Origin of the sequence: Streptomyces sp. NPDC048389, assembly GCF_040706335.1 — a bacterium.
GTDB lineage: Bacteria > Actinomycetota > Actinomycetes > Streptomycetales > Streptomycetaceae > Streptomyces.
Map to the genome: position 1 here is coordinate 1 of NZ_JBEZKP010000041.1, position 25,187 is coordinate 25,187.

The following is a 25,187-nucleotide window of genomic DNA, read 5'->3' on the forward strand; positions in this document are numbered from 1 at the left end:
GACGCCCACATCGGGCTGCCGACCGACTCCGGCGCCCACCTCGCCACCATGATGGAATCCAAAGCCGAAGCCCTCATGGCCGGCGCCGACCCCGGCGAGGTCGTCGAACTCCGCGAACCCACCACGCTCACCTATCGGGCGACCATCGGCAGCATGTCCCAGGACCCGGCCGACCCGGCCGTCGAGGACCCCTCCTACGGCGGCCTCGCCAGCGCCCATGCCCTGGCCCGGCTCCTCGCCGCCCTCGTCGGCGAGGTCGACGGCATCCGCCTCATCGGCCCCGACCGCACCGCCGAAATGGCCCGCCCCCACTCCAACGGCACCTGCGAGGTCATGCTGACCCCGCTCACCTGGGGACTGGGCGTGCAGCTCGCGGACAGCGCGGTGTTCCCCGCCGACACGGGACTGAAGAATTCGTTCGGACTCAGTGGGGCGAACGGCGTCTTCGTTTTCGCAGACCCGGAACGCGAGCTGGCATTCGGCTATGTACCGAATATGGGTTCCGCGGTGATGGGCAGTATGGACGGACGCGTCCGCAGGCTCGTCGAGGCGGTTTTCCGCAGCGTCGACAGAATTGTTTGATCCACGCCACCCGTCCGAATCCTAAGGAGTCATCCGCCATGCGGATCCTGTTCCCGGCAGCACCGGGCTACGGCCTGATGCTGCCCCTCGTGCCGCTCGTCTGGGCGGCGCGCGCGGCGGGACACGAAGTCCTGATCGCCACCACCGCCCACATGGCGAAGGCCGCCGCCTGGTCCGGGGCGCCGGTGGTCGACGTGTTCCCCCGCCGTGACGTCGGCGAGGACCTGGTCGCCGACCCGGGCGGGCCCGTCCCCGACGCCGACCCGGACGTGCCCCAGGGGTACTGGGAACTCGCCCGCACCATGCGCCCGTTCGAGCTGTTCACCCTCGCCATGACCGAAGGAACGGTCGACGCCGGCCGCGACTTCGGCGCGGACCTCGTCGTCTACTGCTCCGACCACCAGGCCGGCAAACTGGCCGCCGTGGCCCTCGGCGTGCCCGCCCTGGAGGTTGGCAACCGGGTCTCCTGGTCGATGCGGGACCCCGGCGTGCGCGAGGCCGCCCGGACCAACGCCCGTCTCGGCGTGGTCCCGGACGACAGCCCCGTCGTCCTGCGACTGCGCGCCGAACTCGGCCTCGGCGAACGCGAGCCGGACCTCCTCGGCCGCATCGACCCCCGCGCCCCCAGCCTCGGCGGCCTGGAGCACGAGGAAGCCGACCCGTACGACGGCGTGCCCTGGCTGCCCATGCGCTACGTGCCCTACAACGGCGGCGCCGTCCTGCCCGACTGGGCGCTGCGCCGACCGGCCCGGCCCCGTATCTGCCTCACCCTCGGCACCGTCGCACCGCTGCTGCCGGGCGGCACCGCCAGCCTGCGGCTGCTGATCGACGCCCTCGCCGCCCTGGACGCGGAAGTGGTCCTCGCCGACGACGAGACCGACCTGAGCGCGCTCGGCCCGCTGCCCGCCAATCTCGTCCCGGCCGGCTTCGTCCCCCTCTCCGGCATCCTGCATGACTGCGCGCTCGTCGTCCACCACGGCGGATCGGGCACCACCGCGGCCGCGCTGCACTACGGCGTGCCTCAACTACTCGTCCCCAGCGGCGCGGACAACGAACTGTGCGCCAGCCGGGTCGTCGAGCGCGGGGTCGGCCTGGCCGTGCCGCCGGAGTCGGCGGACGCCGACCGGATCGCCACGGCCGCCGTACGACTGCTCACGGAGACCTCCTTCCGGCAGGCGGCCGGACAGGTCCGTCAGGAGATGGCGGGGCAGCCGTCCCCCGCCGAGCTGGTCCACCGCATCACCGCCGGCGTGGCCGCCTGAGGGCGTCATCACGCACACGAGCGCGCCGCGGGCGGGGCCCTGTCACCAGGTGCCCCGCCCGCAGCGCGTCCCGCTTGCGGGCCGAGGCCGCCTCAGTCGCGTACCCCGGACCGTTCCAGCGCGGTCATCGCCCGCTCCAGGACCGCGATCCGCTCCTCGACCCTGCCGGCCATCGCGGAGATCATGATGCCGAGCGTGGTGACACCCGCCTCCGCGTACTGCCGCATCCGCTCCGCGACCCGGTCCACCGGCCCGGTCAGCGCGGTCAGTTCCACGAATCCGGCCGGCACCGCCGCAGCGGCGCCCGCCCGGTCCCCCGCGGCCGCGCGCCTGCCCACCTCGGTGGCGGCCTCGCCGAAGCCCAGCCGTGTCGCCAGCGCGATGTAAAAGTTCCGCTCCGGTGCCCCGATGCCCATCAGGTAGGCGTAATGAGTCCGGAGGAGGTCCACGCAACCATCGGTGTCGCCGCCGATCGCGGTGGCCAGGCAGGGCATGACGTCGAAACCCGCCATGGGCAGGCCGGTCCGCGCACGGCCCGCCGCGACGTGCGCCACCGACTCCGCGACCTGCTCGGGTGCGGCGAACACCCCGATCCACCCGTCGGCGATCTCGCCCGCCAGCGCCAGGTTCCCCGGGCCGACCGCCCCCAGGTACACCGGTACGGGCGCGCCCTGCGTCTCGGTGATCACGTGCAGCGGGGCCGCACCCGAGCCGGAGGACGGCAGCTGGTAATGACGGCCGTCGTAGCGGACCGGCTCACCCGTCAGCGCCTGCCGTACGATCTCCACGTACTCCCGGGTCCGGGCCAGCGGCTCCGCGAACGAAACCCCGTACCAGCCCTCGGAGACGTCGGGGTTGGACACCCCCAGCCCCAGCCGGAACCGTCCGCTGGACAGCGACTGCAGGGTCGCGGCGGTCAGCGCGGCCAGCGCCGGGCTGCGGGCGGGGATCTGCATCACGGCGGAGCCGAGCGCGATCCGCTCGGTCCGGCCCGCGACCATGCCGAGCACGCTGGCGGCGTCCGAGCGGTAGCCCTCGGGGGCCAGCGCCACGTCATAGCCCAGCCGCTCGGCCGCGAGGGCCAGCTCCACGGCACCCTGGTAGCTCAGGTTCACACCAAGCTTCACGGTGTTTCCTCCTCTCAGATCAGCAGGTGGGCGCCGCCGTCGGCGAGCACCACCTCGCCGGTGGTGTACGCAGCCCGGTGCAGGCCCATCACCAGCTCCGCGACGTCCTCGGGGGCGCCGGTGCGACGCAGCGGCACGGCTTCCCGCACCCGCGCGCGGATCTCGGTGAAGCCTTCCGTCCACGGGGTGTCGACCAGCCCCGGGGCGATGGCGTTCACCCGCACCTCGGGGCCGACCGAGGCGGCCAGCAGCCGGGTCATGTGGTTGACAGCGGCCTTGCTGACCGCGTACGGGATGGAACTGCCCGCCGGCCGCACCCCGGCGACCGAGGAGATGTTGACGACGTGGCCGGCCCCCGAGGCTCGCAGCAGCGGCATGGCGGTCACGGTGGTCTGCCAGGTGCCGACGACGTTGACGCCGAGGATCTCGCGCCACACCTCCCCGGTCACCGCGTCGAGATCCTTGTGCGGGATGGCCCGGGTGACACCGGCGTTGTTGACGAGGAGGTCGAGGACGCCGTACACCTCGGCGACCTCGTCCAGCAACTGCCGGACCTGCCCCTCGTCGGAGATGTCCGCCTGGACAAAGCGCGCGTCGGGCAGCGACTCGGCGAGTCGGCGGCCCGCGTCGGCGCTGCGGGTCGCGTTGACCACCACCGCCATACCCTCGGCGGAGAGTCTGCGGGCGACGGCGGCGCCGATCCCGGACGAGGATCCGGTCACCAGGGCGACGGGCTTACGGGGCATGAGGGGTTCTCCCTTCGGCGGGCGGCCGGGCCGAGCGGATCGGATCGGCCGCTCAACGGGACGCGTGCTGGACGTGCACGGCGTGCTGGTCGTGCACGGCGTGCTGGTCGTGCGCGACCCGGCGGGAGCGGTTGCGCACCGACCCGTCCGTGATCTCCAGTACGTCGCGGACCAGGCAGCTGGGGCCGACCTGCGGCTCCTTGACTCCGGGCCGCACGGTGAGCACCAGTGCGTAGAAGACCGCGTCGAAGTCGCCGTCCTCACGCGGGCTGAGGTCGATCATGTTGAACCAGTGCCGGCGCTGCACCGGGTCGTCGGCGAACCGCTCGTGGAAGGAGTGCAGTTCGGCGACGATGCCGGCGGGCGTCCTGGCCGGGGGGACACCAGGGGTGTGCTGGAACTCGCCGTCCTGCGTGAAGGTGTCGGCGTACTCCTCGAACCTCCCGCTGTCGAGGAACTGGACCTGGCGGGCGTAGTGCCGCCCGACCGCGGCGTAGAGATCGGCGAAGCTGCTGCCGGCGGACGTCATCGGGTACTCCAGACGTGCTCGGGAACGACGGAGCGGGCGCCCGGGCACACGGGAGGTGCGCCGGGGCGCCCGCGAGCGCCGATCCTGTGAGCCGGTCCTCAAGACCCGCTCGAAGCGTCGTCCAGCCGCGTCAGGCGTGGCAGACGGACCGGGACCCGCGGTAGGCGGCCATCTCCTTGAAGACGGTGCCCATCTCGACGATGACGGCCGACATGTCGAGCGCCGCGCCGTGGGCCCGGCCCCGCTCCTCGGCGAAGGCCCGGTGCAGATTGGGCACGAGGCGCTCCGGGTCCAGCAGGACGGCGAAGGGTCCGAGGTCCGTTTCCCGCGCCAGTTCCAACGGGGACAGCCCGGCGTCGATACCCTGCCGGGCCAGCTCCTGCAGCCGGAGCAGGTACGCCTCCGTGGTGTCCAGCACCTCCACGCCACCGGACATGCCGTGCCCGGCCACGACGACGGCCGGGTCGAGCGCCCGCATCCGCGCGATGGCACGCAGCGACCCGGCCACCGAGCCCATCGGCAGGAACGGGGTCACTCCGGACATCACCACGTCACCGGTGAACAGCACCCGCCGCTCGGGCACCCACACGGCGGTGTCGTTGGTACTGTGCGCCACCTCCAGATGGATCAGCCTGGCCGTTAGATCGCCGATGTGCAGGGCCAGTTCGGTCTGATAGGTGGCCTGGGGCAACACCACCTCAACGGCTCCCCACTCCACTTCCGGCCACACCTCGGTCAGGTGCAGACCGGCCGCCGCCATCTCGCGCCGCGTCTCGTGGTGCGCGTACACCACCGCCTCGGGGAACACGAAGTTGCCGAAGGTGTGATCCCCGTGCGAATGTGTGTTGACCACTGCGGACGGGACTGGCCGGCCCTGCTCCAGTACCGCCTCGCGCAGCCGACGGGCCCGCGACTCGGTGGCCACGGTGTCGACCAGCACGGAGCGGCCCTCCGAGACGAGAAGACCGGCGTTGTTCAGACACCAGCTGCCGTCCGGCTGGACGTAGGCGAACACCCCGTCCGCGACTTCTTCCAAAAAGCCGTCACCGGCGGCGGTTTCATTCCCACCCATGGCCGCGCTCACGTGAGTACGTAGTCGCGCAGCGACAGGTCGGTGGCGTTCGACAGCAGCTCCCGGTGGAGATTCTGGAGTCGACCCGAGGGCTCAACGCCCAGTTCCCCGATCAGCGCCTTCCGCAGGTCACGGAAGACCTCCAGGGCACGCCACCCCGCCCCCGACCGCTGGTAGGCGATCATCAGGCAGGCGGCCAGCTTCTCGTGCAGCGGGTGCTGTTCCACCAGCTTGCGCAATTCTGGAACAAGGTTCGCGCTCTTTCCCAGCCAAAGGTCGGACAGGATGCGCCGCTCAAGAACCTGCATTCTCGCTTCATTAAGGCCCGTCAGTTCCATTGACAGCACCCGACCCACCGGGACGTCCATCAATGCGGGGCCGCGCCACAATTCCAGCGCCTGATGCAGGTACTTTGACGCGGCGGCAGCATCACCGCGCTCCAGCGCATTCTCTCCGGATCCGGCCAGGGACTCGAATTCGACCAGGTCGAAAGACCTGGGCTTGGCGGTGAGCTGGTAACCGTTGAAGCGGGTGGCCAGCAGATCCTTTGGTGTGAGCCCAGCGTCCTCCGGCAGCGCCTCCACGATGAGTCTGCGCAGGTGGAGAACGTACGTCTGGAGAGTGGTCATACCGCTCCGGGGGATGCCCTCACCCCACACCTCCTCCATCAGGGTCGGCACCTGAACGACCCGACCGCAGCGCAGGGCGAGGAGTGCAAGCAATTGCCGCGGTTTCCCCGCAGTGGGAACGATCGACCGCCCGTCGATTTCAACGCGTAATGGTCCGAGCACACCTATGCTGGCGAACGGCAGCGAATCCGGCGGTCGAGAGGAATCCTTTGACATTCTGTTAACCCCCGTTTAAGTGGATCGTTCGGTCGGCCGATCCACGTTTGACACAGGCTACGTCGACGTCGAGTCACTATCAAGGAGAAATCGACCGTCCGGCAGGGTTCTGTTGCGGCCCTCACAGGCGTCCGATTCGCACACCACGCCACCCGCCAACCTGTGGTAGCGCGCGCCGACTATTAGCCGGACGTTCGAGCAGGACATACCGACTGGCCGCACACGAACCCGCACCCGGTCGACCGAGGGCCGCTGTGACATACGTCCCACGACTCGTCCACGGCTCCAGCGGTGCTGTAGCGGGCCTGTACCGGTGCCCGATCGACCCGGCCGACGGTGGCTGCCTGCACCGACCGCAAGGAGAGCCGCCTGATGTTCCACCAGATCCGGTCAGCGCCCCCGGCCCCCGAAGCGGCGACGGTGAGCGCGCTCGCCGCAGGCCGGGCCACGGCCGCCGAAGCCGCCCGTTCGCTGGACCCGGACGTCGTACGAGCGCTGCTCCAGGCAGGCTTCGCCCGGCACTTCGTGCCCGAGGCCCACGGCGGCCGGGGCGGCGGCTTCACCGCCGTCACCGACGCGGTCGCCACGATCGCGGCCGCCTGTCCGGCCACCGGCTGGTGTGCCTCCATCGCCCTCAGCCTGTCCCGGATGGCGGCCTTCCTGCCCGAGGAAGGCCGCAAGCGGCTCTGGGAGGCCGGTCCAGACACCCTGGTCGTCGGCTCTGTCTCGCCGCGCGGCCGGGCCCTGCCGAAGGACGGGGGCTGGCAGTTGACCGGAACCTGGCCGTACGTCAGCGCCGTCGAACACTCCGACTGGGCGCTGGTGCTCGGACTGGCCAAGGCCCCGGGTGCCCCGGCCGAGCGGCGGATCTTCGCACTTCCGCGCTCATCCTACGCCGTCGAGCGCACCTGGTCGGACATCGGAATGCGGGCCACCGGTAGCCACACCCTCACCGTCGACGACGTCCACATCCCCGAGGCGTTGTCCTTCCCGGCCGACGACCTGATGGCCGGGCGCCTCCCCGCGGACGCGCCCGATGTCAGCGCCGGAGCCGACCGTCCGGCCGTGCCGCTCGCCGCCGTGAACGGACTGTTCTTTTGCCTGCCGATGCTCGGCGCCGCCGAGGGCGCTCTCGCGCACTGGTCCGTGTACGCCGAGCACCAGCTACGGCCCGAGGGCTCCGGTGGCCCGGGGCCGGGACGTGCCTTCTACGAGGAGACCCTGGCCCGGGCCTCGGGCTCGATCGACGCCGCCCGCCTGCTGCTGGAGAGGGTCGCTGCGGTGGCCGACTCCGGCCGGGAGATCACCACGCTGGAGACGGCGCGCGCCCAGCGCGACTGCGCGCTGGTGGCCGACCTGCTGGTCGGGGCCGTGGAGCGGCTGTTCCGGGCATCCGGGACGGCCGGACACAGCGAGGACTCACCGCTTCAGCGGCTGTGGCGGGACGTCCACTCGGCCGCCGGGCACATCGTGCTCCAGTTCGGCCCCAACGCGAGCGCCTACGCAGTCCGGGCACTGTCCACCGGCCCGGCCGAGCGGTAGTGGACACCCCACGCCCCGGCCGGCCTCTCCATCGGGGGCCGGCCGGGGCACATCGCGTTCAGGCGGCCGGCGGCGGCCCGGGCGGAAAGGGGATCTCGGAGAGCAGCGGCAACAGCGACTCCTCCTCATAGTCAAGATGGGCGTTCAGCTCCGAGGACATCCGGGCCAGCTCCTTGCGGAACCGCTCCGGGTCGGCGCTCGTGATGTCGGAAAGCAGCGCGCTCAGCTCCTGCTGCAGCCGCGCCACCGTGACGTGTTCGGTCCGCAGCCGCTCGAAGACGTCCGCCAGGTGCGGGTTCTGTGCCGCGAGCGCTGGGAACATGTGGGCGTCCTCACCGGTGTGGTGGAACTCCAGCGTCTGGCAGAAGGCCAGGCAGTGCTGGCGGATCTGGAGCCCGAGCCCCACCGTCGGCACCGCCCCCTCGCCCTCGTGCGCGGCAGCCTTCACGAAGTACTCGTCCACCTCGGCACTCACGTGCCGCAGCTGCCCGCGCAGCCACACGTGCACCTCGACCACCTTGTCGGCCAGGCTCCGCACCTCCGCCGGGCCCTCGCCCGGAGCGGGGTCGCTCTTCTGCAGCGCCACCACGGGCAGAACACGGCTGGTGTTCTCCTGGTACTCGCCGTAGCCCGGCTCCGAGGCCACCACGTGCGCGAACAGCCGGTCGCGGTCCGCGCCCTCGGCCGGCACCGCGACCGCCTCGAAGGAGTCGGCGCCGATCTCCACCTGCACCAGCGGGTTCGCGAGCACGTTGTAGTACCAGTCGGGGTGTTTGGGTCCGCCCAGGTTGGAGCCGACGACCAAGAGCTCGTCGTCATGGGTCACATAGCCCAGCGGGGCGGTCCGCTCCTCGCCTGACTTGGCGCCGGTGGTGGTGAGCAGCAGCAGGTCACTGCCCTCGAAATAGCCGCCGACTTTTCCCTGGTTCGCGCGGAACTCGTCGATGACGGACTCATTGAAGGACATACGAGGTCGGACTCCTTGGTGAGGCGACAGAAGAAGGAAGAAGGAGGGGAGGGGGTGCGTGCGCGCGCATAGGGCCGTACCAGCGGCAGAGGTGCTGGAAACGGGCCTGCCGGAAACGGCGGTGCGGACACGGAGTAAAGGGCACGGCCGACTAGAGCAGCGGTGCGGGCACGCCGAGGTGCCTGTCAGGCAAAGCCTGTGAGGAGAGAACGCATGGGATGGTTCCTAATGTGCGGATGGTCGCCCGGTCACCGGCCGGGCCAGTTCTCTTTGGCCGGTGCCACGCGCCACATCTCTCATTAGAACGAGCGCTCAGGGACCTTGTCAACGCGGCCCAATCAGCCCCCTGGCCGGATTCAAGCGGTGCCCGAGTGCCCCTCCCCACACTGCGGCCGACGACCTAACGGAGGGGGCGCAATGCACGCCACGAACACGACACGACGACGGTTCCTCGGTTTCGGCGCGGCAGCGGGCAGCGCCGTACTGTTCGGCACCGCAAGCGGAGGCAGCACGGCGGTCGCCGCCGAACGGGGCCGCCGCCGGACCGGATATCCGGATGTCCTGAACCTGCCCAACGGCTTCCACCCGGCCGGCATCGGCATCGGCCCGGCACCGTACGCCTACTTCGGCTCGCTGCTCGGCGGAGCCGTCTACCGGGCGTCACTGCTCACCGGCAAGGGCAGGGTGATCAATCCGGGCCTGGGGGAGGGCTACTATGCCGTCGGACTGCAGGTGGACGAGCGGCAACGGGTGTTCGTCGCCGGCGGCTGGGGACGGCTGATCACCGTGATGGACGGGATCACTGGGAAGGTCATCCAGACGTACGAGGTCGGCAACGCCGACACCTTCGTCGACCACGTGGTCCTTACGCCGCGCGCCGCCTGGTTCACCGACTCCTTCAACGGGCAGCTGTTCGGCCTGCCGCTCGGGCCGCGCGGAGCGCTCCCGACACGCGACCAGGTGGTGACCCTGAAGCTGGGCGGCGAATGGACCCAGGGCCCGTCGGACGGGCTCACCGCGACGGGCATCGCGGCCACCCCGGACGGTTCCGCGCTCGTCGTCGTCAACATTCACGCCCACGGCGGCAGCCTGTTCCGGGTCGCCCCGACAACCGGCGACGCCCGCCGAATCGACCTGGGCAGGGCCACACTGCCCACCACCAACGGGATACTGGTGCACGGCCGCACCCTGTACGCGCCCCGCATGAACGACCTCGCGGTCCTGCGCCTCGACCCGACCGGCCACAACGCCCGCCTGGTCCGCACGGTCACCGACCCGCGCTTCGAGACCCCCTGCGCGGCCGCCATTCACGGCAACCGCATCTACCTGCCCAACTCCCGCTTCCCGCAGCCTCCGCAGCCGGACCTCCCGTACAACGCGGTGGCGCTCTCCCTGCCGCTGTAGCGGCAGGGAGGGAAGCGACGGGCCGCACTGTTCCCGGGGAGGGCACGCCGCCCGCCGGCGAAGACCCGGAACCGACCAGCGAGGGCCGGCGTGCGAGGGGAAAACCCCTGTGTTCGCCCCTTAACCGATCTGGCCGGTATCAACTGATCCGTCCTACCCCTCACCGAATCCGGCACCGTACGACCGGGTGAGCGCTGACTGCTCCTGGAGGTGGGGCGGCGGCTTCACCTGGTCGGCCGCGGTGCTCGACGTCGTCGATGGGCCGGAATGGAGGCAGCAGGGCAACGACCCTCAATTGCCGCCCTTTCCGACGGAACTCAAGGAGACAGGAGGGACGCCCTGCAGCTCGCAGGACGAGTGGATTGGGAGTGCAGGCCGCCAGGCGACGCAGCCGACTGCGGCCTGAAGACCTCGATGCGTGTTGGAAGGGGTCCGCGCTGACGTGGGTCAAGTACCGCTTGGCCGTCCGGACGGCGGCAACGAGCGGGGCTTCAGTTGTTGGGCGGGTGAGCCGGCCCTCGAAGAGATAGAGAGAGCATGACCAGCGCACAGAAGGAAGCAACGCATTCTCCGGATTACTTGGCGGATTTTCCTGTACAGCTGGATTCGCTGACCGGGCTTCGTTGGGTCGCAGCGTGCATGGTGTTCGTATCGCACGTGGCGTATGTCGCTCTGCCGACGGGTGAGGTGGGCCAACGGATCGGCACCGTCGCTTTCATGATGGGGTACGTCGGGGTCACCACCTTCTTCGTGCTGAGCGGATTCGTACTGACCTGGTCCGCGCGCACACAGGACACTGCGTCGAAATTCTGGCGGCGCCGTTTCTTCAAGATTTACCCGAACCACCTCATAGGCTTTCTGGCCGGAGTCGCTTTCATGACCTGGTGGGGTAAGGGGATATTTCTGTCGGTGGGTGACCAACTGCCCGGGGCGATTCCACAGCTACTGCTCGTGCACAGCTGGATTCCCGATCTCGACCTGGCCTTCTCCTTCAACCTCGTCAGCTGGACGCTGTCCGTCGAAGTCGTCTTCTACCTTTGCTTTCCGCTCCTGCTCAAGGCGGTCCGGAGAATCCGTCCGGAGCGGTTGTGGTGTTGGGTCGGCGGCGTGGTCCTGCTGATCTTCACAATCCCCCAGGTGGCGAAGCTGCTCCCGGTCGGAGAGGTGACTTTCGAGGGACTGACCACCTGGCAGTACTGGTTCATCTACGTCCTACCTCTGGCTCGCATCGGGGAGTTCGTCCTCGGCATCCTGCTGGCACGGATCGTGCTGGAGAAGCGTTGGATCAAAGTTCCCCTGTGGCTGGCCTGGCTCGTTTTCGCAGGTGGCTACGCGGTGGTGTTGAAGGCCCCGAAGGACTACGCGATCGTCGCGGTCGGCGTCCTCCCGGTCGCGGTACTGATAGCAGCGGCGGCCATGTCGGACGTACAGAAGCGCCGTTCTCTACTGTCCGGGCCGGTCATGGTCTGGCTGGGAAGCATCTCCTACGCGTTCTATCTCCTGCACTTCTTCGCGATCCAGGTCGTCCTCCACGTCATCGGGCTCGACTTCCGGGCGACCAACCTGAGTTCCGTCGCGTTCGTTCTGGGCTCCCTGGCAGTCTCGGTCGTCGCCGCGTGGGCGCTGTACGAACTAGTCGAGAAGCCGATGATGCGGAGGTTCGCCACGAAGCGCCGGCCAGGGGTGTGTCCAGTAGACGGCTGATCCAGTTTTGTAGGGGTCAGTTGGCGGCCGGGGTGAGCCGGCCTTCGAAGGCGATCTGGAAGGCGTTCAGGGGTGCCTTCGTGCGCCGTGAGGCGCTGTTGATTCGAGTGGGGGTGAGAGACCACCACCGCCGGGCCGTCGCAGCGGTCCGGTAGGAGCTGAGGACAGCCTGCCCCGGGAGGCGCCGGGGGTGGGTGGGAGCAGTCCTGACAAAGCCGGGGTGCGCCAGAACTGCCAGATGGCGTAGGTCCGGTGAGCAGGTCGGAGAGGAGTACGCGAGGAACCGATGTCATAACGTCCCTCAACACTCGTACCGGCTCGAACCTGGTGGATCAGGGCCGGGAACGGCGCGTCCTCGCCAGGAAGGCGGGGAACTTCCGGAAGTCGTGAAGCCGATGACCGGGAGGCTGCGGGGAAGGTCTGCGGCGTACTCGCAGCGAGGCCGTTGGGGCAGAGTCGGGCTCCTCCTTCGACGAGCGAATCACAGTGAACACGGGAACCGTCCCTGGTCTGCCCCTCTTCGTGCACTCCGGCACGGAAGGGGCTGGGCCCGTCGTCGGCCGAACGATCTGGGGCGGGGCGGAGCCGCCGTAGTACTCCGAGCCGGGGAGAGCCCGGCGCATGGGGAAGGGCGGCAGCGGAATCGAGGAGATGAGGATGCTGCAAGACCGAAAGGCGCCCCGGTGAATACGGGGGCTCCGCGACAGCGGGTATCGGAGATGCAGACCAAGCTTCACCGTTGGGCGGTGGCCGATAAGAGCCGCCGGTTCGACGACCTGTTCAACCTTATGCGCGACCCGGCGACGCTGATCGTGGCGTTCGAGCGGGTCGCGGGCAACCGCGGTGCGAACACTCCGGGCGTGGACGGCCTGACGGCCGCCTGGGTCGAGGAGCGCGTCGGGGTGCCCGGGTTCCTGGAGGATCTGCGGGCCGCGCTGAAGGAGGGGACGTTTCGTCCGCTGCCGGTGCGCGAGCGCGCAATTCCAAAGCCCGGCGGCTCGGGGAAGGTCCGCAAGCTGGGCATTCCCACGATCGCCGATCGGGTGGTCCAGGCGGCGCTGAAGCTCGTGCTGGAACCGATCTTCGAGGCCGACTTTCTGCCGGTCTCCTACGGGTTCCGGCCCGGGCGGCGGGCGCACGACGCGATTGCCGAGATCCACATGTTCGGTTCCCGGGGCTACCAGTGGGTGCTGGACGCGGACATCGAGGCGTGCTTCGACCGGATCGACCATGCGGCCCTGATGGACCGGGTGCGGCTCCGTGTGAAGGACAAGCGCGTGCTGTCGCTGGTGAAAGCCTTCCTCAAGGCCGGGGTGCTCACCGAGCAGTCCGGGCTGAAGGAGTCGGACACCGGCACCCCGCAGGGTGGGATCCTCTCGCCCCTGCTGGCCAACATCGCCTTGAGCGTGCTCGATGAGCACGTGATGGAGCCCTGGCGGCCGAACGGGACGATGGGGACAACCTATCGGCGTCACGCGCGTCGGAAGAAGAGCCTGCCGACCTGGCGAATCGTCCGCTACGCGGACGATTTCGTCGTGCTCGTGCACGGTCGTGAAGCCGACGTCGTTGCCTTGCGCGAGGACATCGCCGACGTGCTCGCCCCGCTTGGCCTGCGTTTATCGCCGGCCAAGACGCGAGTGGTGCACATGAGCGACGGGTTCGACTTCCTCGGGTTTCACATCCAGTGGCGCCGCAAGCGAGGGACGAACCAGTGGTACATCTACACCTTCATTGCCGACCGGCCCCTCAAGGCGGTGAAAGCGAAGATCCGTGCCATGACACACAGGGTGTCGCAGGCCGACCCCAGAACCATCCTGACGAGGATCAACCAGATCCTGCGCGGATGGACGAACTACTTCCGTTACGCGGTGTGCAAGCACACCCTCAGCAACCTGAGGCACTTCGTCCAGTGGCGAGTCTTCCGGTGGCTGAGGAAGCTACACCGGTTGCGATGGAGGCAGTCGCGCCGCCTGTTCGTCACTCCCTCCGGGCGGTGGCGGCAGGTTGCCATGGGCGGGATCGAGTTGTTCGACCCCTCGTCGGTGACGGTCACCCGTTATCGATACCGGGGCACGATCCCAGCTTCCTGGGCGTCGGTGAACCACGTCTGACGGCAGAGTCCGTGGAGAGCCCGGTGCGTCGAGAGGCGCACGCCGGGTTCGGCGAGCGGCCCGGAGAAACGGACCGGTGGGAACACCGACACCGCGCTCCGGGCCGACTCAACCAGCGCATGGTCCACCGCTTGCGGCCCTTGCCGGTGGACCATGCGCTGGGCCGGCTCACCCCGGCCGCCAACTGACCCCTACAAAACTGGATCAGCCGTCTACTGGACACACCCGCTCGGCATGGAGCTGGAGCGCCTACGTAAGCAGCGTGGCTTGACGATCGAGCAGGTCGTTGATGGCCTGCCCGTCTCGGAATCGCAGTACTACAAGGTGTCGAAGGGGGCATCAGCGTTCCGGAGGCAGGAGCACCTGGTCCTGGTCCTCGAACGCCTCGGCGTCACCGACGAGGACGACGTAGGCTTCCTCGTCGACATCCATCGTGATGGCTTGAGCAGAGGTTGGTGGTCGACGTACTCGCGCACCATGCCCAGCGGCATGGCCTTCTACGTAGGGCTCGAAGACGGCGCCAAGGCGATGAGGTGCTGGACTCCCACGTACGTCCTCGGCCTGCTCCAAACCGAGGAGTACATGCGAGCACAGTTCGCGGCGGCCAAGCCCGTCGACGAGACCACTACCGAGAGCATCGAGCGCGGCGTCGAGGTGCGCATGCAGCGCAAGCGGATCCTGACCCGAGACAACCCCCTGGAGCTTCGCGTCATCCTCTCGGAGGCGAGCCTGCGCAACGTCGTTGGCAGCCCTGCCGTGATGCGCAAGCAGTACGAGGAGATCATCCGTCTCGCTGAACTCAACAACCTTACGATCCAGATACTGCCCGCGAAGCACGAGACCTACAGGTGCGCCTACGACTTCAACCTGATGGAGTTCGGGGAATCGCTTCCGACGGTAGTGCAGATGGACACGGTCGACGGTGGTTCCAACGTCACGGACAAGGACACCGAGATCTGGAGGTTTTCCCGCAGGTACGACGTCTTGCGGGATGGTGCACTCCCTGTGGGGAGGACACCGAAGTTCCTGAACGACCTAGTCCGAGAGATCTGAGAAACATGGCCGACAACAATTCCCTGAACCTCGCGCCCCGAGCGGCATGGTTCAAGTCGTCGTACAGCGGCGACAGCGGCAACGCGTGCGTGGAGGTCGCTGACCTCGGCGAGGTCATCGGCGTCCGCGACTCGAAGGAGGAGGATGGCCCGGCGCTGACCGTATCCCGGACGGCTTTCCGTGGGTTCGTGGACCACTTCGGCACGAGCAGGCTCGACGCCTAACCCTCAGCGCAAAACGGCCCGGTTTCCCCCACGCCATATGCGGGGGAAGCCGGGCTTCCTTCGTCTGCTACCCATTCGAGTCATGCGAGCCTACCTGTCTCACCCGACAACACGAACGAATACGTCAGGTCCATGCGTCATGCCTTCTCCGCCGAGCACTTCCATTGCCGCTCTTCAGGATGAGGGCGAGAGGCCCCTAGGACGTGTCCGATGGGTCAGCGAGCCTGCCGTGCCTGGTCGAAACCTGCGGGTCCGCCGTCCTCGCTTCTGCGGTTGAGGCAGCGGCCATTGGCGGTATGCCTGCGGGACCGGAGGGTGGCGAGGCCGAAGGCCAGTCCTCCGGCGATGAACCAGGGGTTCCAGAGGGCCAGCGTCCAGGCCCGTTGCCCCGCGCTCACGGAGGTGTCCAGGTGCGTTGTGTTGGTCAGCAGCAGCACCTCGATACCGATGCCACGGGCCAGTAGGAGGGCACTGACGCCCCACCCCAGCCCCCTTGCCAGCAGAGCGGGAACGCCCCGGAGCCTGGACCGGGCAAGCAGCCATGCCAGCAAGGCGGCGAGGAGGCAGAGCGCACCCACACCCCACAAACCGGCTACGACGAACCACAGCGGGCGCTCGGTGGCCAGCGGACCGGCGGAGAAGCTGAGCCCTACATCACCGCCGACGGCCCAGTAGAAATGCAACCCGGCGAACGCGGCCGCCCACAACGACGCGATACGCCCCCACAGCGTGGACGGTTCTGCACCTGTTCCCTCCGGTTCGCGTCTCACCGCCGGCCCTCAAGGACATCGCGCCTGTCAGCGCAGGGGCCGTCCGCTTCCTGTGGCAACACGATGAACGCCGTGCCCTTGGTCAGGTCAATGCTGGAGCGGGGCGGCGCACCGTCGCTCTCGTCGTCCCGCCGCAGCAGCTCCACCCGCCGCTGTTCCAGCTCCGCCGTCTTGTTTCCGTTCACGACCGCCGTGAATTCGTCGAAGGCGATGTTCGACAACGACCGTCCCGTGCGCCTGCGTAGCCACGGGATCAAGCCCAGGCCCGTGAACCATCGCCACGCGCTCTCCACCAAGGCGAACAAGACCAGCAGACACACGAACGCCGGGAACGACATGAGCCAAATCGTCACAGATGGCCCCCCATCGTCCTCAACACAGTTGACTGCCGGGAAACGACGGCGGGGGTCGGCGTCGTTCTCATCGGACGTGCGGACTGGGAGAACTCGGGGACATCGGTCCGCGCGTGGACCGCTCGTACAGACACTCCGGCACCCATCCCGGCAGCGTCGTATGTCACCCGATAGGGATGGCTCCCAATCTCGCGGGCAATGCGCTCTGCCCAGAGCGGCACAGGCCGCTCGGTCCCCTCGATCGCCGTCGTTGGACTCGTCTCGCTCATTGCCATGGGATCACTGTTCTGGATCCGCGGCGCGCAGGGATCAGACCGGCGCATGATCCGCTTCCCCCATGCGGCGGAGGCGCCGCCATGGAGATCCACCGCATGGCGGAGTGCCGTGGGAGCAGGCCGACTTCGGTAGACCTGCCGGACAGCACACATACGGACTGCCCGGCAGGTCACGAGCGAAGCCAGAGGCGAATGGCAGCGACAGTCACGGTGCCGTGGAAGATGTACGCCCTCTTGTCGAATCGGGTGGCTACTGCGCGGAAGCCCTCCCCGGGCCATCCGGAACGCGGCACGGAACAGGAAGCTCGCGAAGGGTGCGATATTCCACTCTGATCGCGGAAGTAACTACATGTCGGCCGAGTTCGGGAAGGAGCTCAGGGGACTCGGGCTCCGTCAATCTGCCGGCCGCACCGGAATCTGTTTTGACAACGCCATGGCCGAATCGTTCTTCAGCGTCCTGAAGAACGAACGCGTGTCACGGGTGACTTACCTGACCCGTGAGGCCGCTCGCCAGGACATCACCCGCTACATCGAATTCTGGTACAATCGCAGGCGCCTTCACTCGGCGGTGGGTTACCGCCCACCGCGCGAAGTCCACGTCGAGTACCAGAAGTTGCGTATCGCCGCGTGAAATCAGCGGTCAGACGACTGTCCGGAAAAGGCGGGGCCCCTCAAGGTGGGCGGCCGGGGTGATGCCGTGACGCGAGCCGCGGGCGCTCTTGCCGTCCAGGGCAAGAGTGTCGGTGCCGGACGGGTCGTGGCCCAGGAGATCGGCCAGGCCGCCGGGGCAGGCGTCCTTGATGACCCGGCGGATGGTCGCGCCGCTGGGCGGGATCCGTACGGACAGGGCGGTCGCGGTACGGGCGCCGAGCAGGGCCAGGACATCCTGCGGTGCCTCGGCCGCCCACTCATCGATCGCCACGAAGCTCCTCGCCCCACACGTCACGGCGGAGCAGGCGATCAGCAGTACCTCCACGAAAGGGTGACGCTTCCCGCGCCGGCACCGCGGATCGGCCAGCGTGGCCAGCCGCTCGGCCAGCGGGCCCGTCGAACGGTGCTGACGCGTGGGCGACTTGACCAGACAGACGGTGGCAGACTGACGGCACATCGAAGCTCCGTTGCGTGAAGGGGACTTGGGAAGGTCACCTCCGCAACGGAGCTTCGTTGCGTGTGGTCGCGCATCCATCCAGCATCGTCATACTGCCGTGACCTGCACACTCACAAGATCGCTACGACTTTGCAATCGCCCTGGGCCCCGGGTAGACCTCAGGTCTCAGCGGAGCTGAGATTCACTAGCACCGCACCTGCAACTCGCTCGTCGGCCGGTTCCCCCTCAGCGCCACGGACCATGGCTTGTACACGCTGCGGAAGCCGGCCCACCGGACGGTCTGCCATTTCCCGTAGTTGTCCGCGAAGGGCACGTTCAGTTGGACTAAGCGGCGCTGCACCACGCGTCGTCTCGTCGCGCTCGGCCCGCCCGCGGTCATCCTCGCTATCGTGCTGATGACGATCAACCCGGCTCGGGTCCTCTGGGTTGGCCAACCGGATCGGAGTTCTAGCCACTACTGGAGAGTTTTCCGAGAGCTCCGTTTCCCACTCAAGCTCCGCAAGAGCTGTCTGGTGGAGACTCAGCACCCTCCCGTAAGCAATTTCCAGGCTTGGCGCACTGGATTCACTCCCATCACAAAGGATGCGGTTCCAAGGGCGACTGCGATCCTTCACGTATCGCGAGCTCGCGCGCGCTCCGCGAAGCGTCTGCTTGACAACCAGGGCTGACGCTATGGTGCATCCCAGCTGACCCTCATTGAAGGTGCCATGGTCGCAGCCCAACCACGGCTTGCCTGGACGTCTCTGTGGCCAGTTGAGGTGGTTGTAGAAGACGTAGGCTGGAATGCAACCTGCCTTGATGGCGTCTTCGATCAGAAGATCATTCTGGTACCTGTCGCCATCGGGTCGATATCGTAGGTCGTATCCGCCGTTTCGGTTGGCACGCTTCGCTTGGACGCGCATGCCGAACCCCACGGCGCCGGAGTGAAACCACCACTCCCAGTCTGCTCCGTTCGAGCGTTCCTCATCGCTCGCGAACGGATGGATCGCCACCCGGTCACCGTGGGCCCGATCGATGGCCCGGAGATTCTCCTCGGTGTGTGTCACTTCACTCGACGGCCAGCCCCTACGGTGTTCGGCAGCCAAGGCTTCAAAGGTCAGCTCGGCGCGCCGACTGAGAGTTCCACACAGCGAGCCGGCCGAAGAGGCGCGCGCACCACAAGTCCGACAAAAAGTGTCATTCTTGCCAACTTGTTGACCACAGTCGCAGAGCGCCAACCCGCCTTCACCTCTCTACGTTCCAAGTGCCTGGCTTCACCACCCTAAGTCGCCGATGGCCCGCGTCGCTGCGGTTTGAGGTGAATGCCAGATCATGAACCGGAGCGCTCGGCGGTGCACCTCTTCCAGGCCCATCCGCTCACGCATCGCTCACGCAAGCCCCTCCACAGCATCCCCGTCGTGCGGCTCGGCATGTCTCAGGCATGAAAAAACCCCAGGTCACGGCGAGTGAGTCCTGGGGTTAATCCGAGCCGCCTTCGGGATTCGAACCCGAGACCTACGCATTACGAGACCGTGAGCGTTCGTGCTGCGTGGTGCCTGGTCGTGCTGCTGGGTGCCGTTCCGCCTGATCAGAGCGTGTGCGGCTACTTGACCTGTGCTGCCTCTTGTTACGTCGTCCAAAGGCGTCCGGCCACCGGCTGGCCACCGGAGAGGGCACCGGTGGCGACAAGAGGCGAGGCTACCCGGATTATGGGACTCCTACAGCACGTTCTGCAGCAGATCCCATTCCCCACAAGTCGCCCCTGAGGCAACGATTCCGCCGTAATCGACACAGACCTCGCCGATGTCGGCTACGTCCCTTGATCCTTTCGTGCGGCAAACGTACACAGCATCCCAGATGCCTTGCTCACGTCGATCGCGACGACTCGCTCCACTGGTTCCGCTGGCTGCTCGACCGTGCCTCGGACTCCTGCATCCACATCCCCGCCTCACACCGCCCCTCCGGCCGGCTCCGGCGCCGGACTCTGTTCGAGGCCCACCGCCCCAACGAGGGAGCGATGTCGACAGGCGGCCACCCCGGCCCACTTTCACGCCTGTGAGGCGTCCCGCAGAGGATTGTCAGGGACGGGCGACGGTCCATCAGAGCCGTGAAAGGTCAGTCCGGTGAAGTTCTGCCCCTGGAAGACCATGTGCTGCACACCGCCGCTGACGGTGTTCTGCACAGTGACAACGGGTTCGTTCGCCCCGCCAACGCCCAGTTCCTCGAACAGGAGTCGCAGCTCCTCACCGGCACCGGGGTCTGCTTGCAGTACCCGGCGCAGGCGCGCCCGCAGCCCGGCCACGATGTCAGCCGCAGCGCCCTCGTCCTCAGCGGCACGGGCCGCTACGAGTTCCTCCTGGGAGAGTTGGAGTTCCTCATCCACGGACGTCGCATCGCCACCGCGGGCGAAGAATCGTGCCACCCGCCCCTTCGCCTGGATCCAGGCGTCCGAAACCATGAGTCCGACCAGTGTCGAAACCGCTGTCGCCAACTCAGCTTCCACAGAGCCCCCTACATCTTGTGTGCCTTCGTGAAGTCGCTGATGCCACCGTAGAGAGATCACGGAGACTTGGGTAGTCAGCGCCCGGGCGTGGCGGACAAGGTGCTGCTCATCGTTCTATCCCAGCGCGCATCGGCGACGGCAAGGGACAACCGACTGCTCAGGCAGCTGAACAGATCCACCCCACGCGCGGACACCCCCGCGATCACGGGTTACCGCTGCCGCCCCCTCAGCGTTCCGCTCCGATCCGTATACCGCGAGACCAGCCGCAAAGGCTGCTGTCCCAGCAGGCAGAGGTGGCCATCACGCCGGGTATGGTCTCCTCCCAGGACCAGGAGGGGTAGCAGAGTGATATTCGGCCAGACCCATCTCGCCGCACCGGGCGGCTCCGGGCGCTGGCGCACGATCGCACCATCCCGCACCGTCCTGGGCATCATCCACAACGTCACATCAGCGACCCGGCTACTGGACCTGCTGGCGGTATTCGACGGCGACACACGCATCCAGACCGTCTTCACCTGTACCGGTTCCTCACCCTTTGCGGCAGGAATCAAGGAATTCATCACCACGCGCGAGCTTCCCTTCATTTCCTGGGACGAAGCCCGGAGACTCGAATTCGACCTTGCGGTCAGCACGAGCCGTGGAGGGGAACTGCAGGATATCTCCGCGCCACTCATTGGCACACCACACGGGGCCGGATATAATAAGAAACTGAGCCGGGAGCCGGGAGCCGGGAGCCGGGAGCCGGGAGCCGGGAGCCGGGAGCCGGGAGCCGGGAGCCGGGAGCCGGGAGCGTTTGGGCTGACTGCCGAGTGGTTGTTGCATGAGGGCGAGTTGATTCCCTCCGCTATTGTCCTATCTCATGACGAGCAGCGTGAGCGGCTGCGTCAGGGCTGTCCGGAAGCCCTTCCCATAGCTCAGGTCATAGGCGATCCGTGCATGGATCAGCTGTGTGCCTCGACCGCGTTCCGGGAAGAATATCGGGCCGCTTTCGGCATAAGACCTGGACAGAAACTTCTACTGCTGACATCGACTTGGGGCAGGAACTCCCTTATGGGTGGCGCACCCGATGTAGTTCGCCGTGCGCTGGCCGAGCTGCCGAGAGAGGAATACCGGATCGTCGCCGCGATTCACCCCAATGCCTTTCACGGGCATGGCGGCTGGCAGATAAAATCATGGCTCGCCCCGTTCATCAGATCCGGGTTGATGGTTCCCACACCCGAAACCCACACCTGGAAGGCCGCGCTCTGTGCGGCAGATCTTTTCATCGGAGACCACGGGTCGGTTTCCATATATGCATCGGCTCAGGGAATTCCTGGACTTCTGGCCTCTTTTGACGAGGAATCCGTGGCGGCCGGCTCACCCATGGACCTCCTCGGTCAACTGCTGCCTCGTGTAGCAGCTTTCCTCCCTCTCTCCGAGCAGCTCGGACGCGCCACGCGTGAACAGCACGGAGATCCTCGGCTGGCCAAGATGCGCGGAATGGTGACCTCCAGACCCATGGAAGCCTTGGCGAGACTGCGCCGCCTGTGTTACAGCTTCCTCAAGTTGGAGGAGCCCCCTTATCCCGCTGTCGCACAACCTGTGAGCATCCCCCGGGCGGTATCAGCGGCGCAGTCCGTCCCCGGAGAGCCCGCACTCGCCGTCCATGCTCAGGTACTCGAAGGCCGCACTGCCGAGGTACAGCCCGCCGTGTCGGTACACCGCTACCCCGCCGGCCTGCAGGGCAGCCTCAACGCTCACCTGCCTGACGTCCACGTCGTAGCTGAGGAACAGGAGCCGGATGTCCGGTGGGCCCATATCGCCGACATTCTGGTAGCACGCATGTCGACCCCGCAGCAGCTCCTCGCCCGCCACCCCGGTTGCACCATAGTGGCCCAGCAGGAACCTCCCAGCGAGTGCCGCCTGCACCATCGCAGCGGCGGCACGTACACCGCGCGCTGGACGTCATCCGTCTGGTGGTCCAGCTCGGCCCTCGCCGCCTCCGCGCTGTACGCCTGTCTGTCGCACTTCGGGCCCGGTTGGGAAGGCGAGGTCCAGGTGGAGGCCGGTGAGGACCTGCCGACCACCCTACTGTCCCTGCGTCGTTGCTGACCCGTCCGCGTCAGCGAGTCGCTTCCGGGCCTCCGCTGCCCGGTCACTCCTGATCCGTACATACATCGCCAGTGCGGCCTGCCAGTCTTGGCGTGCCCGGTCGCCCTGCCCGCACGCCGCCAAGGCGTCGCCACGAACGAGCAGCGCGTCGGCTTCCTCCTTCGGAGCATCGCACTTCTCGAACAGGTCGAGAATCGACTCCAGTTGCTCCACGGCTTCGTCAGCCCTGTCCGCCGCGATACGTGCCTGGCCGTAGCGGGTCAGGGAGCGTGCCTCGTTGTAGCTGTCCGGGGCAATCCGGCCAGGCGACTCGGCGTCGGGGAGCGTGGCGAACAGCTCGCGGGCCCGCAGCAGCGCCTCCGCAGCCTCCTGGTGAAGGCCGGCGGCACTGTAGGCCTGTCCGAGGTGATAAGTGAGCAGTGCTCGCCCTCGCGGGTGGTCGATGTTCTTGATCGCGGCGAGGGCCTGCTTGAAGAGGCTGATGGCCGTTGTCGCCGCCCCCTGCTTCAGCGCGACCTGGCCCAGCCCTTCCAGTGCGGAAGAAAGGGTCCGCGCGTGACCCACGCGCTGCGCCACCTTCTGAGCCAGCTCGTAATGGCGGTGAGCGGCATCGAGATCAGCCTCCGTGCCGCGGTCGAGGAAGGCGAACGCCAACTCATAGTGCATGCGCGCCAGGACGAGGTCATTTGGCAGGTGCCTGGCGGCTTCGACCGCCGTTTCGCACAGGGCGATCCACGTCACGTGGTGCTTGCGACGGAAGTAGAAATCTCGCAGCGCCTCCACCAACTGACAGACCTTCTCGAACCATCCCGCCTTGAACGCGAGCTCGACGACCGAAGCGGCTCCGGCCTCGTCGGCCGCGAAGGCGTCGAGTGCCTGCTGTTCATCGTCGAAAACCCCCCGCAACCGTGCGGGGTCAGCGAACAGCGTCCCGCACCTCCAGCGCCTGGAAACCTGGTACGCGACCGCACCAGCCCTCCACAGGTACCAATCGGCCGTCGCACTCAGGACGGCCGCATGCTCGGCAGGGGAATCTTCCGCGTGCGCCCGTTCCTTCGCGTACTGGTGCACCAGACTGATCATTCGGCAACGCCCCGCTGCGGCGCTCTCCAGCAGGTTCGCCTCAAGCAGCCGACGCCGCACTTGGTCTCCGGTTTCGCCGGTTCCGCCGAGGGCCGCCACCAGCTCGTCCGAGAAGTCCTCGGTCGGCTGCAGGCCGAGCGCCCGCAGCGCGCGAGCCGTGGCCGCGTCCAGGCTCCGGTAGGAGTCTTCGAAGACCAGACGCATGGAGATGTCGCCGTCGGACATCGTCAGTACCTCCAGAGCGGACCGGCCGGCTTCCAGCCGACGGGCGAGAGAGCGGATGCCACCGTCCAGCGGATCGGCCGCACGTGCGCCTGCGATGCGTACCGCTCCGGGCAGGCCCGCACAAGCGCCGATGACCGCGCGTAGCAGTTCGTCGTCGCACTCTCCTGCCTCTTCGGCGACCTGCTGGAACAGATCGGCGCAAGCGGCGTCGTCCAGGACATCGAGCTGCAGGAAATTCACCTTGTGGGGCCCGGCGCGCAACCCGCTCAGGCCGAACCTGCTGGTCACCACCACCAGGCTGGCCGGGTGCCCCGGGATCAGCGGCCAGACCTGCCCCGGATTGACCACGTTCTCCAGAATGACCACGCATGGTTCAGCGCTCGTGAGTGATCGGAAACGAGCCGCACGCGCTTCGAGACCGGACGGCATCTCATCGCGGGGGATGCGGAATTCCGACAGGAAGTCCGCCAGCACGTCCGACACGTCGCGCGCGTCCCCGAGGCCACGCCGACTCATGTCGGCAAACAAGTGCCCGCCCGGGAACTCACCCAGCCTTCCGGCGAGTGAGTGGAGCACCAGCGCGGTCTTACCGACTCCCGCCGCCCCCGTCACAGCGAGAAAGAGCGGCGATCTGCGGCTGGGGAGATCAGCGGTGATCGCATCGAACCAGGCCCGCCCTTCGTTTCGGTCGACGAAGTCGTCCGGCCCGGTCAGGAGCATGGCGGGCACAGGCGGCGATGGCACCGGCTGCGACATGCTCACGTTCTGCGCCTGCACGACAACATGCGCGTTCCCCCCGCTGAACGTGTTGTCCACCGACCTCACGCGAACCCCCGGCCCATCACACTGCCCATCAAATCCTTTCGATATTCTGCCAGTTGCAGAAGGAGCAACGGGTTGTCTCCCTCATCTGTGTCCGCGGATCAACAACGCCCAGACGACTGGGAAAACCCCCGGCTCTGCGAACCAGGCTCCGGCTCGGAGGCAGCATCGGGAGCGGGAGCCGTCGGTCCTGGCGATGCCTGGCGCGCCCCCGGCTTACCTGCGGGACCTGTACGCCGAACTGGACGAGGGCCTGACCGCGTCGGGCGAGGTCGAGGTGGCTCCACTGATGCACTGCATCGCCTACCGGGGCTATCGGCTGCTCGTCCGGACCAGGATCGTCAACCAGTCACGCTGCCCTACGTGCGGTTTCACCGGCTTGGTTAGGCTGCTCATACGTGTGGTGGCGCCATGCGGAGTACAAGGGGGCAGGGTGACCAAGGGACGGACAGGATGGCTCCGCGTGCCGGTCGGACGTGGATCGACCGGCTGGGCAACTCGCGGGCATTGCCGGAAGGTGCTGCTGATCGTCCACAACGTCACCTCGGCCACCCGCTTGCTGGATGTGCTGCCGTTGTTCCGTGATGACCTGCGGGTGCAACTCCTCGCGACCTGCACCGGCTCCTCACCGTTCCAGGCAGGGGTGAGCGAGTTGCTGGCGCGCGTGGGTGTGCCAGTGCTGCCCTGGGATCAGGCATTGCACACCCCGGTGGATCTGGCTCTGGCAGCCAGTTTCGGCGGCGAAATCCATGCCATTCAAGGTGATTTGGTCATAATTTCTCACGGGGTGGGCTACAATAAGAGACTCCG

22 protein-coding genes and 2 pseudogenes are annotated in these 25,187 nt (G+C 67.5%); 11 read left to right on the top strand and 13 right to left on the bottom strand.

Annotated elements, in window-relative coordinates; translation table 11 throughout:
• Together AB0903_RS24435 and AB0903_RS24440 are read left to right on the top strand one after the other, a co-directional pair.
• A partial coding sequence (locus AB0903_RS24435) for a serine hydrolase (RefSeq protein ID WP_366706148.1) occupies positions 1-582 on the top strand: 582 nt, incomplete at its 5' end.
• 38 nt (positions 583-620) lie between these two features.
• Positions 621-1,844: a nucleotide disphospho-sugar-binding domain-containing protein gene (locus tag AB0903_RS24440; protein WP_366706150.1), complete on the top strand. Its 1,224-nt coding sequence runs from the start codon at positions 621-623 to the stop codon at positions 1,842-1,844.
• 92 nt (positions 1,845-1,936) lie between these two features.
• Here the strand turns inward: AB0903_RS24440 and AB0903_RS24445 are convergent, their stop codons facing one another.
• The 5 genes from AB0903_RS24445 to AB0903_RS24465 all read right to left on the bottom strand — a co-directional run bounded on the left by AB0903_RS24445 (position 1,937) and on the right by AB0903_RS24465 (position 6,163).
• Entirely contained in the window at positions 1,937-2,971 is a 1,035-nt protein-coding gene (locus tag AB0903_RS24445) for an LLM class flavin-dependent oxidoreductase (protein WP_366706152.1), read from the bottom strand.
• A gap of 14 nt (positions 2,972-2,985) precedes the next feature.
• Positions 2,986-3,717 (bottom strand): SDR family oxidoreductase, encoded by a 732-nt coding sequence (locus AB0903_RS24450; protein ID WP_366706154.1) that lies wholly within the window; start codon positions 3,715-3,717, stop codon positions 2,986-2,988.
• A 52-nt stretch (positions 3,718-3,769) separates the two neighbouring features.
• Complete coding sequence (locus AB0903_RS24455) at positions 3,770-4,246, bottom strand: nuclear transport factor 2 family protein (RefSeq protein WP_366706156.1); 477 nt, start codon at positions 4,244-4,246, stop codon at positions 3,770-3,772.
• A gap of 130 nt (positions 4,247-4,376) precedes the next feature.
• Positions 4,377-5,318 (bottom strand): MBL fold metallo-hydrolase, encoded by a 942-nt coding sequence (locus AB0903_RS24460; protein ID WP_366706158.1) that lies wholly within the window; start codon positions 5,316-5,318, stop codon positions 4,377-4,379.
• Positions 5,319-5,326: 8 nt separating this feature from the next.
• Entirely contained in the window at positions 5,327-6,163 is an 837-nt protein-coding gene (locus AB0903_RS24465) for an AfsR/SARP family transcriptional regulator (RefSeq protein ID WP_366706160.1), read from the bottom strand.
• 372 nt (positions 6,164-6,535) lie between these two features.
• Between AB0903_RS24465 and AB0903_RS24470 the strand changes: the two genes are divergently transcribed.
• Positions 6,536-7,705 carry an acyl-CoA dehydrogenase family protein gene (locus tag AB0903_RS24470; RefSeq protein WP_366706162.1) on the top strand — a complete coding sequence of 390 codons (1,170 nt, stop codon included), beginning with the start codon at positions 6,536-6,538 and terminating at the stop codon, positions 7,703-7,705.
• A 58-nt stretch (positions 7,706-7,763) separates the two neighbouring features.
• Here AB0903_RS24470 and AB0903_RS24475 read toward each other — a convergent pair whose 3' ends face one another.
• Positions 7,764-8,672, bottom strand: coding sequence for a nitroreductase/quinone reductase family protein (locus AB0903_RS24475; RefSeq protein WP_366706164.1), 909 nt, complete (start codon positions 8,670-8,672; stop codon positions 7,764-7,766).
• Between the two features lie 417 nt (positions 8,673-9,089).
• Here AB0903_RS24475 and AB0903_RS24480 point away from each other — a divergent pair, with 417 nt between their 5' ends.
• The 5 genes from AB0903_RS24480 to AB0903_RS24500 all read left to right on the top strand — a co-directional run bounded on the left by AB0903_RS24480 (position 9,090) and on the right by AB0903_RS24500 (position 15,168).
• On the top strand, positions 9,090-10,076 hold the full coding sequence (locus AB0903_RS24480; RefSeq protein ID WP_366706166.1) for a superoxide dismutase: 987 nt from the start codon (positions 9,090-9,092) through the stop codon (positions 10,074-10,076).
• A 537-nt stretch (positions 10,077-10,613) separates the two neighbouring features.
• Positions 10,614-11,780 carry an acyltransferase gene (locus AB0903_RS24485; protein ID WP_366706168.1) on the top strand — a complete coding sequence of 389 codons (1,167 nt, stop codon included), beginning with the start codon at positions 10,614-10,616 and terminating at the stop codon, positions 11,778-11,780.
• A 719-nt stretch (positions 11,781-12,499) separates the two neighbouring features.
• Positions 12,500-13,891 carry a group II intron reverse transcriptase/maturase gene (gene ltrA, locus AB0903_RS24490; RefSeq protein ID WP_366706170.1) on the top strand — a complete coding sequence of 464 codons (1,392 nt, stop codon included), beginning with the start codon at positions 12,500-12,502 and terminating at the stop codon, positions 13,889-13,891.
• A 267-nt stretch (positions 13,892-14,158) separates the two neighbouring features.
• The gene (locus tag AB0903_RS24495) at positions 14,159-14,944 is read left to right on the top strand and encodes a DUF5753 domain-containing protein (RefSeq protein WP_366706172.1); all 786 of its coding nucleotides are present in this window, start codon (positions 14,159-14,161) and stop codon (positions 14,942-14,944) included.
• A 5-nt stretch (positions 14,945-14,949) separates the two neighbouring features.
• On the top strand, positions 14,950-15,168 hold the full coding sequence (locus tag AB0903_RS24500; protein WP_366706174.1) for a DUF397 domain-containing protein: 219 nt from the start codon (positions 14,950-14,952) through the stop codon (positions 15,166-15,168).
• A 215-nt stretch (positions 15,169-15,383) separates the two neighbouring features.
• Here the strand turns inward: AB0903_RS24500 and AB0903_RS24505 are convergent, their stop codons facing one another.
• The 3 genes and pseudogenes from AB0903_RS24505 to AB0903_RS24515 all read right to left on the bottom strand — a co-directional run.
• Positions 15,384-15,938 carry a DUF3995 domain-containing protein gene (locus tag AB0903_RS24505; protein WP_366706176.1) on the bottom strand — a complete coding sequence of 185 codons (555 nt, stop codon included), beginning with the start codon at positions 15,936-15,938 and terminating at the stop codon, positions 15,384-15,386.
• Positions 15,935-16,276: a DUF6191 domain-containing protein gene (locus tag AB0903_RS24510; protein WP_366706178.1), complete on the bottom strand. Its 342-nt coding sequence runs from the start codon at positions 16,274-16,276 to the stop codon at positions 15,935-15,937. The genes AB0903_RS24505 and AB0903_RS24510 overlap by 4 nt, the downstream gene beginning before the upstream one ends.
• A 460-nt stretch (positions 16,277-16,736) precedes the next feature.
• Positions 16,737-16,835, bottom strand: a pseudogene (locus tag AB0903_RS24515) (IS5/IS1182 family transposase); the annotation flags it as partial.
• Between the two features lie 80 nt (positions 16,836-16,915).
• Between AB0903_RS24515 and AB0903_RS24520 the strand changes: the two are divergent.
• A complete protein-coding gene (locus AB0903_RS24520) occupies positions 16,916-17,197 on the top strand; it encodes an integrase core domain-containing protein (RefSeq protein ID WP_366706180.1) in 282 nt (93 codons plus the stop codon).
• A gap of 9 nt (positions 17,198-17,206) precedes the next feature.
• Here the strand turns inward: AB0903_RS24520 and AB0903_RS24525 are convergent, their stop codons facing one another.
• The 3 genes from AB0903_RS24525 to AB0903_RS24535 form a co-directional block, all read right to left on the bottom strand.
• Complete coding sequence (locus AB0903_RS24525) at positions 17,207-17,674, bottom strand: transposase family protein (RefSeq protein ID WP_366706182.1); 468 nt, start codon at positions 17,672-17,674, stop codon at positions 17,207-17,209.
• A 158-nt stretch (positions 17,675-17,832) separates the two neighbouring features.
• Positions 17,833-18,720, bottom strand: a complete 888-nt coding sequence (locus tag AB0903_RS24530; RefSeq protein ID WP_366706184.1) for a DUF6615 family protein — start codon at positions 18,718-18,720, stop codon at positions 17,833-17,835.
• 980 nt (positions 18,721-19,700) lie between these two features.
• Positions 19,701-20,144 (bottom strand): hypothetical protein, encoded by a 444-nt coding sequence (locus AB0903_RS24535; RefSeq protein ID WP_366706186.1) that lies wholly within the window; start codon positions 20,142-20,144, stop codon positions 19,701-19,703.
• Positions 20,145-20,501: 357 nt separating this feature from the next.
• Here AB0903_RS24535 and AB0903_RS24540 point away from each other — a divergent pair, with 357 nt between their 5' ends.
• On the top strand, positions 20,502-22,247 hold the full coding sequence (locus AB0903_RS24540) for a hypothetical protein (protein ID WP_366706188.1): 1,746 nt from the start codon (positions 20,502-20,504) through the stop codon (positions 22,245-22,247).
• Here the strand turns inward: AB0903_RS24540 and AB0903_RS24545 are convergent.
• A complete protein-coding gene (locus AB0903_RS24545) occupies positions 22,224-24,371 on the bottom strand; it encodes an NB-ARC domain-containing protein (RefSeq protein WP_366706189.1) in 2,148 nt (715 codons plus the stop codon). The genes AB0903_RS24540 and AB0903_RS24545 overlap by 24 nt on opposite strands.
• A gap of 439 nt (positions 24,372-24,810) precedes the next feature.
• Between AB0903_RS24545 and AB0903_RS24550 the strand changes: the two are divergent.
• Positions 24,811-25,187: pseudogene (locus AB0903_RS24550) on the top strand (hypothetical protein); the annotation flags it as partial.